A 13,865-nucleotide genomic window follows, 5' to 3' on the forward strand; every position below is an offset into this window, starting at 1 on the left:
GCTCCTGTCGTTTCCGTGCCCCTGGATTGGGTCATAGTGTCTGTCGTGGCCGGGGAAGTGGGTCTTCCGTTCTTTTCACTAATCGATTGATTCGCTCCAGGAGGCTCGAGCCCGTGAGGGAGCGAGCGTTTGGGGCGTGGCTGTGGCGTTGTTTGCCGCGAATGTCCGCTTTGGGCGTATCATCGTGGGCATCTCGCAAAACCTCGTTGCAAGGGAGACTCATCCCATGGCTACAGAAAAGTCCTCGTCGCGCCCATGGATGTCCGATGCCGCGATCTATCAGATCTATCCGCGCTCGTTTAAGGATTCGACTGGTTCGGGTCTGGGCGATATCGCGGGCATTACCCAGCAGATGGACTATCTTGAGCAGCTGGGCATCGAGGCCATCTGGCTGAGCCCGTTTTACCCATCGCCTCTTGTCGATGGCGGCTATGATGTGGCGGACTACTGCGATGTCGACCCACGTCTCGGCTCGCTTGACGACTTCGATGACATGATCGCTGCGGCTCATGCGCACGGCATCAAGGTCATCGTCGACATCGTGCCCAACCATTCGTCCAACCAGCACCCCTGGTTCAAAGCCGCTCTTGCCGCCGGCCCCGGATCACCCGAGCGCGCCCGTTATATCTTCCGCGATGGTCGCGGCGAGCACGGCGAGCTGCCTCCCACCAATTGGAATGCCAACTTTGGCGGCCCCGCCTGGACGCGCGTCGCGGACGGTCAGTGGTATCTGCACATGTTTACGCCCGAGCAGCCGGACTTTGACTGGTCGTGTCCCGAGGTTCATGCGTTCTTTTGCGACGTCCTGGCGTTTTGGAGCGATCGAGGCGTCGATGGCTTTCGCATTGATGTGGCGCACGGTCTCGCCAAGGATCTCGACCGCGATGACCTCGACCGGTGGCATCTCGCCGAGGGCGATGACATGGTTGAGGACGGCACCCATCCGCTGTGGGACCGCAACGAGGTCCATGAGATCTATCGCGAGTGGCGCCGCGTGTTCGACCGTTATGATCCGCCGCGCAGCGCCGTTGCCGAGGCGTGGGTTCTGCCCGAGCGCCAGTATCTCTACGCACGCCCCAGCGAGCTTGGCCAGACATTCAACTTTGAGTTCGCCAAGGCCACTTGGACCTATGATGACATGCACGCTGCAATCGAGAAGGGCTTGAAGGCGGCTATCGAATCCAATTCTGCCTCGACCTGGGTACTCTCCAACCACGACGTGCCGCGCGTGGCGACACGCTATGCCCTGCCGCAAATCAAGGCGACGCGCTACCATCAGATTGCGCTCGACTGGCTCTTACGCGACGGGTCGTCTTATGACGAGGGCCGTGAACTCGGTGAGCGCCGCGCGCGGGCGGCCCTTTTGCTTGAGCTGGCGCTTCCGGGCTCGGCATACGTGTATCAGGGTGAGGAGCTCGGCCTTTTTGAGGTGGCCGATATCCCGTGGGTCGCACTCGAAGATCCTACTGCGACCAATACGCACGGACCGAAGCGCGAGAAGGGGCGCGACGGCTGCCGTGTGCCCCTGCCGTGGGTGGCAGCGGACGATCCCGTGCAGGGCGGATCGTTTGGGTTTTCACCGGCGGACGCCGATGCGGCGCCCCATCTGCCGCAGCCTGCATGGTTTTCCGATTACGCTGCCGATAGGGAAGAAGCGGACCCGACATCGATGCTTGCGCTCTATCGTGACGCCCTCTGGCTGCGGCGCAAGCTGCGCGGGCGCGCCAACGATCTTAAGTGGCTCGATCTTGACGGGCGCACCGGCCTTGCGGATGGTGCCGAGGGCGCTGAGGGCGGCGTCATCGCCTATCGCCGTGACAACGGCTGGGCGTGTGTGACGAACTTCGGTGCAGCACCCGTGGAGCTGCCGGCGGGCAGGGTCCTGCTCACCTCATCACCGCTTGCAGACGGCAAGCTCGCGCAGGACAGTTCTGCCTGGATCATGCTCGCTGAGTTGTAGGGGCCTCTTGCGGCGAGTTTGCGTTTGCCTGCGCTTTCCGTGGTGGCTGATGTCTTCGCGAGGTTCGCGAGGGTGTCGCAAAACTTTTCAAAAAAAGTTCTTGCATTTGGGTGGATTATCCCGTATATTAAATCCTCGCAGGCGGACATGGCTCAGTTGGTAGAGCACAACCTTGCCAAGGTTGGGGTCGCGGGTTCGAGCCCCGTTGTCCGCTCCATTTGGGCGTTTAGCTCAGGGGGAGAGCGCTTCCCTGACACGGAAGAGGTCAGAAGTTCAAATCTTCTAACGCCCACCAAATGTTCGCAGCTCAGAGGCTTAGCCTCTGAGCTGTTTTGTTTTGGTCGCCAAATCGCCGGCAAAAGGTACCTCGCTTCATGAAAGAGCGGTTCTGAACGTCAGTTTAGCCTTGTCATCTCAATCGAGTGGGGGTTGACCATTTTGAACATAACCGTGCATCTCGTTGACGTTTCTGCGATCGATCCCGGCGAGACCGTTGATATGGCATCAATCGCGGGACGTTATGCCTCGCGTGCCTCCAATGGAGATCTCCCCATTGCGTCTCGGAGGGAAGCTGCGGGCGTGGGTCTGCTGCTTCGCGACGCCCTGGGTGTCTTCGACGACACCCAGCTTGCGCGCTCTGCTTTCGGCAAGATCGAGCTTGCGGATGGGGAGGCCCCCTCTATTTCCATTTCACATGGCGGAAGCGTGGCCGTCCTCGCTGTTTCCGATGTTGCTCGGTCGGTCGGAGGACCTATTGGCGTGGATATCGAGGCGGTCGATGAGATTGTACCTATTGCGGTTGAGCGTATGGCGAGCTCAAGGGAACGGGCGTGGATTGACGCTGCGGCAGATTCGCAGGAACGCGCCTTTCGGCTGTGTCGGGTTTGGACGCGTATCGAAGCCGTCCTGAAGGCGGAGGGGTCCGGCTTTTCAATCGATCCCCGCAAAGACGGGTTGCCGAGCGGATGGTTTACTTCCTCGGTGGTGTTTGGCCAGTGTGTCATCTCTTGTGCAGCGCGTTCTATGCCCCATATCGCCATTGAGGAGCATGCCTTTCGGGTAGCATAGTAGCCAATCGCCAACAGGGGAGGCCTTCTATGTCACTGAACGCTAAAAACGATATTGCTTCGCGGATCGAAGGCGCCGTCTTTGAACTTATGGCGACAACGCCTGTGCAATCGATTAAGGTCACCGACGTACTCCGTCTTGCCCATACATCAAAATCAACCTTCTATCGTTGCTACCGCTCTGTCGATGATGTGGTCAAGCGCTTTGAAGATGAGCTGCTCCAGAACATGCAAGACATTAACGACGTTGCCCTTGAGGCTCGTTTTGGTGATGCGCAGCTTGATCCCACGCCCACGATGATCAAGCGCATGGAAATCCTCAAGGCCAATCGCTCGAAAGTCCTGGCGCTTAACAGCGATAACGGTGATCCCGTGTTTGCACACAAGGCAACGATCTTCATGCATGACTATTTTCGCGATCGTTTGCGGTCGACGTTTTCGGATGAGACGGACCTCGATCTGTATCTTGCTTTTGCGCTTGCGGGCCACCATAACCTCATCCAGTATTGGCTCGAAGTCCGGCCTGACCTTGAGGCACGAACCGTTGCCGCCGCGCTCAATCGCATGTTCTACGCACCGCTCTTTGTCGACGATACCTCGCGCCATTGGCACCCACGTATCCCCGATTTTGAAAAGCCACTCGGGTGAGCGGCTGTTTTTTAGGGATGAACGGTTGCGCATGCAGCGAACTCAAAGTGCTCCAACCCTATGAATCGGTTTTAAGCACGGTCATTTATCTGCTATTTGGAACGAAATTAAGCTATGCGTACCAAATGATGGGACATATAACGGCTTTTTGTCCCACAACACCAAATAAACCCCTCATAAACTAAAGCTACGTTCAAAAGAACCACTGCAGTAGTTCAACGTGTGACGGCACAGAAAAGCCGCGAGCGCTCTCTCACCTTCGCTCGCGGCCGGACTGCGCCATCACTCCGTACACCCTCACATGATTAGGATGTGATATTCAGTGGTTACGCTCGGAAAGAACATGCGCAGCGTCTCGATTGTAGGCGTAGGCTGCACCCCGTTCAAGGATTTTGAGGAGCATCCCGAGACCCAGGGCATTGGCGAGGGCGAGGCGTTTGGCTATGCTGCCCTCGAGGCAATTGCCGATGCCGGTCTTGAGCCCCGCGATATCGACTTTTTCTACCACGGCAGCGCCAATCCGTATCTTGTTGGCGATTGCATTACCCCCAACATGCAGGTTGCCGATTGGTTTGGCGTTCGCGCCAAGGGTTCCGTCCATCATTCCGAGGCTTGCTGCACGGGCTACGTCGCCCTTGAGCAGGCCGTGATGGCAGTCGCCTCCGGTGCCTACGATGTCGTCCTTACGGGTGCCTGCGATTTGGCTTCGACCCTTCCCGTTGAGCACATGCCCTCGCATATTCGCCAGGACTTTACGCTTGACGTCATGATTCCCTCGCTCGATAAGATCTATGACCGCGCGTATGGTCGCCCGCTCGATGGTGCCTTTGGCGTGTCGTTCGACAACTGGATCAACGAGTATTCGATGCAGTACGACCTTACTGCCGATCAGATCGATGACGCCCTGAACGGCCTTACCAAGAGCCTTCGCCGCGGTGCCGTCCTGAATCCCCTTGCCTGGTACGAGACCACGGTCGAGGAGGATGCGAAGGCGGCTGGGTTCGATACCGCCGACGAGTATCTCAAGAGCATGTACAACCCGCGCGTTACGCAGTACCTGCGCGTTACCGGCTTTGAGAAGAAATGCGACGGTGCCGCCGCTGTTGTCGTGATGCCCACGGAGAAGGCCAAGGCCATGGGTGTCCCGTATGCACCTATCGAGGTTCTGGGCACGGGCGCCTCTGCCGTCGAAGCCGGCCTGCTTCACAACGAGCACTGGGCTACCGAGCTTGCTGCCAAGCAGGTCTACGACCTTACCGGCGTGAGCCCCGATGAGATCGACCTGTTTATGTGCAATGACTTCTTCCTGGCTTCCGAGATCGTCTCGGCCGAGGAGTGCGGCTATATTCCGCGCGGCGAGGCTTGGAAGTATGCGATCGATGGCCGCACCGCTTTTGACGGCGATAAGCCCATCAACCCGCACGGTGGCCGTTGCAACTTCGGCCACGCTCATGGCGCATCCGGTATCGCCGATATCGTCGAGGCCGTCAAGCAGATGCGCGGCGTCGCCGGTGCAACCCAGATGAAGAAGATTCCTGAGACGGCCTTCCTGCGCGGTTTTGGCGGTTCTCAGAATGTGCGCTGCCAGATTCTTCGTACCGTCGCCTAAGCGACCGCGGTTTTCGATTTCCCATAAGGAGTATTCTCATGCAACTCAAAGATATGGAGCCCGTGGTCAAGAAGTTCTACACGGGTCTTGAAGAGGGCATCTATTGGGCACGTCAGTGCCCCGAGTGCGGAGCCGTCGAGTTTCCGCCTCACCTTGCCTGCAATGCCTGCGGCTACCACAAGACCGATTGGGTCCAGGTTTCCGGTCACGGCCATCTGATCGATTTTACCCTGCCTGGTCCGCAGAACGACAAGCCCTACCTCAAGGAGTATGGCAAGTACGCCTACGGCGCCGTCGATATTGACGAGGGTTCTCAGTACACCTACGTCATCTACGGCATTACCAAGAAGAAGGCCCCCGAGATCCGCGCCAAGCTCATGGCGGGCGAGACCGTTGGTGTCCATGCCAAGGTCATCGATCGACCGGGTTACAAAGAGCTCACGTTTGAGCTTGACGACTAGGTTTTCACCCTTTTAACAATTCGATTCCTCTCTTAGGCCACGGCGGGACCCGTGTCTCCAGCCCGCCGTGGCCGCCCCTCTTTTTATCTTAGAAAGGCACCATCATGAACGAAGAACTCACTCAGCAGATCTGCGATTTTGCCAAGTCCGCTTACAACTACGATGGCGATGTGACCCCCGAGACGACGTTTGAGACCCTGGGCAAGGGCTCGATGAAGATGATCGCCCTGACCTCCATGATCGAGAACGAGCTCGATGCCGAGGTCCCCGTTCGCGAGGTCATGGTCATGAAGACCATCGGCGAGCTTATCGAGCGCACTGCCGAAGAGATGGAGTAGCTGCCATGGACCTGATGCAGACCCTGCGCGAGCAGGCTGCCGCCAAGCCTATGCGCGTTGCTTTTCCCGAGGGCGAAAACGAGACCATGATGCAGGCGGTCGCAAAGATCGCCGCCGAGCATCTTGCCGAATGTGTGCTGGTCGGCGACGGCGGTAAGCTCAAGGAGCTTGCCGATGAGCGCGGCATCTCCCTTGACGGCATCGAGATTGTCGATGTGACCGACGAGGAGGCGAACGCTGCCTGCTGCGAGCGCTACCTTTCGCATCCGGATTGCAAGTTTAAGCCCAAGGGCGCCGCGCGCCGTATGGCGCGTCCGCTTGAGCGCGCCCTGATTTTGCAGGTGCTCGGCGATGTCGACGTAATGTTCGCCGGCATTGATAACGCCACGGGCGATATTATCCTGGCGGGTCAGACCATCGTCGGCCTTGCCGACGGGGTGGACACCGTGAGCTCGTGCGGTATCGCCGACATTCCCAACTGGAACGGCGGCGAAGGTGGCCTTTTGGCTTTTGGCGATTCCGCCGTTTGCGTCGACCCTACGAGCGAGGAACTTGCCTCGATCGCGATTTCGTCGAGCGAAACGGTGCGCTCGCTGACCGGATGGGATATCCGTTGCGCGCTGCTTTCGCATTCGACTGACGGCTCGATGGATAACGAACTCGTCGACAAAGTACGCCGCGCTCGCGAGATTGCCAACGATCGCCGTCCCGACCTTGCCATCGACGGCGAGTTCCAGTTTGACTCGGCGATTAACCCCAAGGTTGCGGCCAAGAAGGTACGTCGTGAGTCCGCTGTTGCGGGACAGGCCAACGTGGTCATCTGGCCTGATATCAACGTGGGCAATATCGGCGTCAAGATCATCCAGAACCTGACCGGCGCCAATGCTTACGGCCCCATGCTTCAGGGCTTCAAGAAGATCGTGTGCGATTGCTCGCGCTCTGCGCCCGTCGACGAGATCGTCGGCAACGTGGTGATGAGCTGCGTGCGCGCCCAGGCGCTTAAGGAGGCTTAAGATATGTCCGATAAAAAGACTCCCTGGCGCATCCTGGTAATCAACCCGGGTTCCACTTCCACGAAGGTGGGCGTTTTTGAGGGTGATGAGTGCAAGCTCAGCAAGAACGTTGCGCACGATGCGAAGGACCTCGCCCAGTTCGATGGGGTTTCGGCTCAGATGCCGTATCGCTGCGATCTGATTCTTGGAGCACTGGGGGAGGCGGGCCTGAAGCTCGAGGACTTTGATGCATTTGTCGGTCGCGGCGGCGGCTTGCTTTCGTTGCCCGGCGGCACGTATGCCATCAATGAGGTCATGCTCGAGCATGCCCGCATCGGTGCGAACGGCATTCAGCACCCGGCGCAGCTTGGCCCCCAGATTGCCCATGAGTTCGCTTCAAAGACGGGCAAGCCCTCTTTTGTGGTGAATCCTCCCGATACCGATGAGCTGTGCGACCTCGCACGTATGACGGGCATTAAGGGCGTGTATCGAAACGTGCACCTGCACGCCCTTAATCTTAAAGAGACCGCCATTCGTCACGCGGCAAAGCTCGGTCGCGCATATGACGAGTGTAACTTTATTGTTTGTCATATCGGCGGTGGCATTTCGATTTCCGCTCACCTTAAGGGCAAGATGGTCGACGGCAACGACATCGTCGGCGGCGAGGGCCCCATGGCGCCGACGCGCTGTGGCTCGGTCCCCGCAATCGAGGTCGCGAAGTATACGGCGGAACATGGTCTCGACGTTGCCCGCGCCCATTGCATGAAGACCGGTGGCTTCGTTGACCTTTTGGGTACGTCCGATGCCATCGAGGTGTGTGAACGTGCCGCTGCGGGCGATAAGGCTGCAGCACGCGCTTGGGATGCAATGGTTTACCAAATCTGCAAGTGGATTGGCGAGATGGCCTGCGTGCTGAAGGGCGACGTCGACGGCATCTTGCTCGGAGGCGGCATGGTCCACAGCAAGGAGCTCGTTGCCTCGATTGAGGAATGCTGCTCTTGGATCGCTCCCGTATCGGCTTATCCCGGCGAGTTTGAGCTCGAGGCGATGGCGTCTGGCGCCTGCCGCGTGCTCGATGGTGTCGAGGAAGCGCTCGTGTACAGCGGAGAACCCGTGTTCACCGGATTCAACGACTAATAGTGCTGTGTTTGGGGCGGCCGCTGGTGATGTCTGGCCGCTCCGACCCTTTTCTTTAAGTGTAAGGATGGATCATGGATAAAACCAAGATCAAGTACCTGGTGGGCATTTACGCAGCCGCCATGTGCATCATGGGCATGCTCGTGCCCGTTCCCATCGTGGCCTCTGTTGCGGCCGCGTTTCCCAACGAGAACATCGCTGCCGTTCAGATGATTATCGGCATCATCCCGTTGATGATGGCGTTGTCCGCCATGCTCGTCTCTTCACAGCTTGCCTCTCGCGTGTCCAAGAAGAAGACGACGCTCGTCGGTCACATTATCGTGATGCTGGCAGGCGCCTCGGTGCTGGTGTTCCACGACTCGCTCGGCCAAGTCTTAGCGGCTTCTGCTGTCATGGGCCTTGGTCTCGGTGCCGTGCAGAATTCAACGGACGCTCTTATCGCGGATTACTTTGGCGGAAAGCAGCGCTCGTTTGTCATGGGCATCTACTCCACTTTTGTTGCACTGGGCGGCATTATCTGGACGATGGTTTCCGGCATCTTGGGTTCTGCCGAGTGGTTCCACAGCTATGCGGCGTACTTCATCATGATCATTTTCATCGTAATCGAGGCTGTTTGCCTTCCTGAGGGTCATCTTGAGCCCAAGCGCGAGGTCAACGTGTTTGCCAATATGCCTAAAGAGGTCGCGATTATCACGCTCATGAGCTTTGTGTTCGTACTTACGTTCCAGCTCTTTAGCTCCAATGTCTCGCTGCTTGTCGTGGGCCGTGGCTTTGGCGGTACCGTGGAGGCCGGTCTTGCCTCTACCGTTATGACCGTTGCCGGTATTGCGGCTGGTCTTTTGGTCGGTCCGCTGTTTGCCAAGTTTAAGAACCTGGCTATGCCGATCGCGTGGGGCGTGACGCTCGTCGGCCTGGGCCTGACGCTGGTTGCGCCCGCCTTTATGGTGCTGTGCGTTGCGGGTTTTGTCGTTGCGCTGGGCAAGGAGACCTACGTGCCGCTGGAGGGCAATTTTGCCGCCGGCAACTCTGCCCCCGAGGGACGTGCGTTTAACCTCGCCATTGGCATGGCAGGTATCAACTTTGGCATGGCATTGTCTCCCATTGTGTTTGAGGCCGTGACGTCGCCGTTTGGTGCAACGATTGACCAGAAGTTCATCGCCGGCATGATCGTCTGTGCGGCTTGTGTCGTCTTTGGCGCCATTAAGTATCGCAAGCTCACCCCGGCCCAGCTTGCCGAGGCCGAGAAGATGGCGGCCGGCGGCGAGGCGGAGTAGCCGCTCGAGTAGTTGCTTTGCCGCACATCATGTTTTATCGGGGCCGCCGACATATGCCGGCGGCCCTCTTTCTATCAATGACTTTGAAAGGCTTACGGCTATGAAGTTACCTGTCAGGCGCGTTATCGGTATTCTCAACGGCTTCTTTAACCCGCTATTGCTCTGCGCGTTTCTCCCCATCATTGAAGGGGCGCCTGGCTTGGATCTGACGGGCCCCACGGGCTTTTGGGGACAACTCATCGTGGCCACGGTGATCGCCGAGGTTCTGAGCGCACTCCCGCTGTTTGGCAAAACGGTTGGTATGTGCCTGGACTTTTTTGGTTTTGAGCAGGGGAGTGCATCACACAAGATCGCCGGTACGGTCATCGGTGCCACGCTCCTTTTTATGGTGATCGGTTTTGGCGAGATTGCCTTCCAAGGAGGATTCGGAACGATTGAAGGCCGTACGTTCTTCGCGCGTTGGGCCGGCCTCGTCACAAAGGGATGGGCCTTTGTGGTTATCGCCGGCGTGCTGCTCGATCCCTTTACAGCGGCTCTCGGCCGCATGATGGTTCGCGAAGAGAGGTAATAGATCCTCGCCTATCGAATGCCGGCGGACGGGGCGCCGGGGCTGTAGTCTTCCGAGCGTTTACAGTCCTGTCGCTCCGTCCGCCGGCATTCGACCGCAACATGTTGGTCAAGCATAATCTTTTGGATTCTTTTGGCGTGAGCGGCTTGGTTTTGGTAGGATTTGTCAGCGGCGCGGTTGAGGGGGTTTCAAAACTGCCGTGCAGGTAGTCGAGCTGATAACGTTTTAGCACTCTGCCAAGAGCCCTTCATTTTTAATGCGTTTGCAAAATGACTAATTGCTTTGACCTGCTGAAACACTATATGTTGTGTTTGACCTAAAAAAAGAATACAGGATATAGATGCCTCTTTGTCGTATGATAGATGGCGGACAGAGAACGAAGACCTTAACTGCCTCTTTTGAACGTGTCCTTGAGCCGCTTGATCGGCTTCTGGGAATGTCCGCATGGAGGCTTATGGTTTATCGAGAACACAGATTGCGCGACGGCGCCGCAAGACAGGGACAGGCCCTGCCGGGCATCGTTTGGCTCTGAAGCGCAATGAGGCTACGATGCGAAAGAGGCAAGAGGATGAAGATCATCAAGCGCAGCGGCACCGAGGTTGTCTTTGACATCGATAAGATCGTCAATGCCATCCGCGCCGCCAACTTGGAGGTCGAGGAGAGCTCTCGTCTAACCGACCGCCAGGTGGTTTACGCGGCACAAAACGTCGCCGAGGCATGCGAGAACGCGGGCCACACCGTTTCGGTCGAGGAGATCCAGGATTTGGTCGAGGACGAGATCATGCGTCTCGACTGCTACGAGGTTGCTCGCCACTACATCATCTATCGCTATGTTCAGAGCCTGAAGCGCCAGAAGAACACGACCGACGACAAGATTCTGTCGCTGATCGAGTGCAATAACGAAGAGGTCAAGCAGGAGAACTCTAACAAGAACCCGACCGTCAATTCCGTCCAGCGTGACTATATGGCCGGCGAGATTTCCAAGGACCTGACTCAGCGTGTGCTGCTGCCCCAGGAGATCGTGGATGCCCACAATGAGGGCCTGATCCACTTCCACGATTCTGACTACTTTGCCCAGCACATGCATAACTGCGACCTGGTGAACCTGGAGGACATGCTCCAGAACGGCACCGTTATCTCGGGCACGCTGATCGAGAAGCCGCACAGCTTCTCGACTGCCTGCAACATCGCGACGCAGATTATCGCCCAGGTTGCTTCCTCCCAGTACGGCGGCCAGTCTATTTCGCTGACCCATCTTGCCCCGTTTGTTGAGGTGAGCCGTCAAAAGATTCGCGGCGAGGTTGCCCGCGAGCTCGAGGAGCTCGGTGTTTCGGCATCTGCCGAAAAGGTCCGTGAGGTCGTTGAGGACCGTCTGCGCGATGAGATCCGTCGCGGCGTCCAGACGATTCAGTATCAGGTCGTGACCCTTATGACCACCAATGGCCAGGCGCCGTTCGTGACGGTCTTTATGTATCTCAATGAGGCCCGTACGCCCCAGGAGAAGCACGACCTTGCCATGATCGTGGAGGAGACGCTTCGTCAACGCTATGAGGGCGTTAAGAACGAAGCCGGTGTGTGGATTACCCCGGCATTCCCCAAGCTTATCTATGTACTCGAGGACGATAACGTTCACGAGAATTCTCCGTACTTCTACCTGACCCAGCTGGCTGCCAAGTGCACCGCCAAGCGCATGGTGCCCGATTACATCTCCGAGAAGAAGATGCGCGAGCTCAAGCTGTCGAAGGGCGAGACCGCCGGCAACGGCGATTGCTACACCTGCATGGGTTGTCGCAGTTTCCTGACGCCCGACCGCTCGGGCAACGGCTTTAACAATGTTGCCAACGCGCTGAACTATGACCCGACCAAACCTAAGTACTATGGCCGCTTTAACCAGGGTGTTGTGACCATCAACCTGCCCGATGTCGCGCTGAGCTCGCATCAGGACATGGACAAGTTCTGGAAAATCTTCGACGAGCGCCTCGAGCTGTGCCACCGCGCCCTGCTGTGCCGTCATGAGCGCCTGATGGGCACGCTTTCGGATGCCGCGCCGATTCTTTGGCAGTATGGTGCCCTAGCGCGTCTGAAGAAGGGCGAGACGATCGATAAGTTGCTCGTGGGCGGATACTCTACCATCAGCCTTGGCTATGCCGGCCTGTATGAGTGCGTCAAGTACATGACGGGCCACAGCCACACCGAGAAGGAAGGCACGCCGTTTGCCATGGCCGTCATGCAGCGCATGAACGACAAGTGCGCGGAGTGGAAGGCCGAAAGCGATATCGATTTCTCGCTGTACGGTACGCCGTTGGAGTCGACGACCTACAAGTTCGCCAAGTGCCTGCAGCGTCGTTTTGGCATCATCCCGGGCGTGACGGACAAGGGCTACATCACCAACAGCTACCACGTCCACGTGTCCGAGGAGATCGACGCATTCGACAAGCTCAAGTTCGAGGGTATGTTCCAGCAACTTTCGCCGGGCGGTGCCATCTCCTACGTCGAGGTTCCCAACATGCAGGACAACCTCAAGGCTGTCATCCGCGTGATGCAGTACATCTACGACAACATCATGTACGCCGAGCTCAACACCAAGAGCGATTACTGCCAGGTGTGCGGCTACGACGGTGAGATCAAGATTGTCGAGGATGACGGCAAGCTGGTGTGGGAGTGCCCCAATTGCGGCAACCGCGATCAGGAGAAGATGAACGTCGCTCGTCGTACGTGCGGCTACATCGGTACCCAATTCTGGAACCAGGGCCGAACCGAGGAGATCCGCGACCGCGTGCTGCATCTCTAATAACCATCCCAGGCTGCCCCGTAGCGAGGCCCCGGACCTTTACTCGCTATTTCGGACAGTCCTGGCTCACGACGGAGGCGCCACTGGCGCCTCCTGTTCGTGCGGAACTCATATCGAGCAAAGGTCCGGGGCCTCGCTGCGGGACAGCCAAGGTGATGTAGCTGAGATGCGGCATGCGGTCTGCTCGCTCCTCGAAGTTCTTAGCGGAAATGAGTTGAGCTGCAATGACGATCTGCTTGCAATGGCGGCTGAGCTGCAGCTGAGTATTTATTGGACCTCGAACCCTATACTCGATGTTCGCTTCGTTCATTGAGTTACCCTTTGCATGAGGCCGGGACATATCGTCCCGCCCGCAGTTTCGCAGGCCGAAGGCCGAGAATGTTTGAGGACGGGATGATATGTCCCGGCCTCCCGGGAGAGTTACCTATGAACTACGCGAACATTAAGTATTTCGACATTGCTGATGGGGAAGGCGTTCGTACTTCTCTGTTTGTGAGCGGGTGCCGTCGTGGGTGCAAGAACTGCTTTAACTCTGTCGCGTGGGACTTTGCTGCGGGCGAGCTGTTCGATCGTGCCGTCGAGGACAAGATTATCGAGAGCCTCGACCATCCCTTTATTGACGGCCTGACGATTCTGGGCGGCGAGCCTATGGAACCTGAGAATCAGGCGGGGCTCGTTGAGTTTGTCGAGCGTGTTCGTGCCGCTTATCCTGCGGGGTCAGGAAAGACCATTTGGTGTTTTACTGGCGACGTGCTCGAGGAACTTATGCCGGGCGGTCGTCACCATACCGAAGTCACGGACCGTATCCTTGCCTGCCTCGATATGTTGGTGGACGGCCCGTTTGTTCAGGATCTGTACGATATCTCATTGCGTTTTAGGGGCTCGAGTAACCAGCGCGTGATCGATATGAACGCCACGCGCGACCGTGCTGAGCGCGAGGGCGTTGCGCTTTGTGATGCGGTTGAACTTTGGCGTGATGATCCGGTCTATTCGACCCATACTATGTAGCTTGTGGTCGAT

The 13,865-nt window shown here is 57.8% G+C and carries 13 protein-coding genes and 2 tRNA genes; 14 read left to right on the top strand and 1 reads right to left on the bottom strand.

The window, feature by feature from the left end:
• Positions 1–226 precede the first annotated feature (226 nt).
• From DW037_RS07005 to nrdD, 13 genes are all read left to right on the top strand, one after another.
• Positions 227–1,960 (top strand): glycoside hydrolase family 13 protein, encoded by a 1,734-nt coding sequence (locus DW037_RS07005; RefSeq protein ID WP_233542297.1) that lies wholly within the window; start codon positions 227–229, stop codon positions 1,958–1,960.
• A 141-nt stretch (positions 1,961–2,101) separates the two neighbouring features.
• A tRNA-Gly gene (locus DW037_RS07010) sits at positions 2,102–2,177 on the top strand.
• Positions 2,178–2,180: 3 nt separating this feature from the next.
• Positions 2,181–2,255, top strand: a tRNA-Val gene (locus DW037_RS07015).
• A gap of 143 nt (positions 2,256–2,398) precedes the next feature.
• Complete coding sequence (locus DW037_RS07020) at positions 2,399–3,028, top strand: 4'-phosphopantetheinyl transferase superfamily protein (protein WP_147326449.1); 630 nt, start codon at positions 2,399–2,401, stop codon at positions 3,026–3,028.
• A 29-nt stretch (positions 3,029–3,057) separates the two neighbouring features.
• A complete protein-coding gene (locus DW037_RS07025) occupies positions 3,058–3,675 on the top strand; it encodes a TetR/AcrR family transcriptional regulator C-terminal domain-containing protein (protein WP_117583870.1) in 618 nt (205 codons plus the stop codon).
• A 322-nt stretch (positions 3,676–3,997) separates the two neighbouring features.
• Positions 3,998–5,284, top strand: a complete 1,287-nt coding sequence (locus tag DW037_RS07030) for a thiolase family protein (RefSeq protein WP_233503833.1) — start codon at positions 3,998–4,000, stop codon at positions 5,282–5,284.
• A gap of 38 nt (positions 5,285–5,322) precedes the next feature.
• Complete coding sequence (locus DW037_RS07035; protein ID WP_117583871.1) at positions 5,323–5,745, top strand: Zn-ribbon domain-containing OB-fold protein; 423 nt, start codon at positions 5,323–5,325, stop codon at positions 5,743–5,745.
• 104 nt (positions 5,746–5,849) lie between these two features.
• A complete protein-coding gene (locus DW037_RS07040) occupies positions 5,850–6,083 on the top strand; it encodes an acyl carrier protein (RefSeq protein ID WP_055251381.1) in 234 nt (77 codons plus the stop codon).
• Positions 6,084–6,088: 5 nt separating this feature from the next.
• The gene (locus tag DW037_RS07045) at positions 6,089–7,096 is read left to right on the top strand and encodes a phosphate acyltransferase (RefSeq protein WP_117790657.1); all 1,008 of its coding nucleotides are present in this window, start codon (positions 6,089–6,091) and stop codon (positions 7,094–7,096) included.
• Between the two features lie 3 nt (positions 7,097–7,099).
• Positions 7,100–8,212: a butyrate kinase gene (gene buk / locus DW037_RS07050; RefSeq protein ID WP_117629736.1), complete on the top strand. Its 1,113-nt coding sequence runs from the start codon at positions 7,100–7,102 to the stop codon at positions 8,210–8,212.
• Positions 8,213–8,286: 74 nt separating this feature from the next.
• On the top strand, positions 8,287–9,486 hold the full coding sequence (locus DW037_RS07055) for an MFS transporter (protein ID WP_117583874.1): 1,200 nt from the start codon (positions 8,287–8,289) through the stop codon (positions 9,484–9,486).
• A gap of 100 nt (positions 9,487–9,586) precedes the next feature.
• Positions 9,587–10,054 (top strand): hypothetical protein, encoded by a 468-nt coding sequence (locus DW037_RS07060; RefSeq protein WP_117583875.1) that lies wholly within the window; start codon positions 9,587–9,589, stop codon positions 10,052–10,054.
• A gap of 568 nt (positions 10,055–10,622) precedes the next feature.
• Entirely contained in the window at positions 10,623–12,845 is a 2,223-nt protein-coding gene (gene nrdD, locus DW037_RS07065) for an anaerobic ribonucleoside-triphosphate reductase (RefSeq protein ID WP_117583876.1), read from the top strand.
• Between the two features lie 46 nt (positions 12,846–12,891).
• On the opposite strand, the gene DW037_RS07070 is transcribed toward nrdD, so the two are convergent.
• A complete protein-coding gene (locus DW037_RS07070; protein WP_117583877.1) occupies positions 12,892–13,155 on the bottom strand; it encodes a hypothetical protein in 264 nt (87 codons plus the stop codon).
• A gap of 116 nt (positions 13,156–13,271) precedes the next feature.
• Between DW037_RS07070 and nrdG the strand changes: the two genes are divergently transcribed.
• The gene (nrdG, locus tag DW037_RS07075) at positions 13,272–13,853 is read left to right on the top strand and encodes an anaerobic ribonucleoside-triphosphate reductase activating protein (RefSeq protein ID WP_117583878.1); all 582 of its coding nucleotides are present in this window, start codon (positions 13,272–13,274) and stop codon (positions 13,851–13,853) included.
• The last annotated feature ends 12 nt before the right edge of the window (positions 13,854–13,865 follow it).

The sequence above is a fragment of the Collinsella sp. AF39-11AT genome (genome assembly GCF_003474585.1).
Classification (GTDB): Bacteria; Actinomycetota; Coriobacteriia; order Coriobacteriales; family Coriobacteriaceae; genus Collinsella.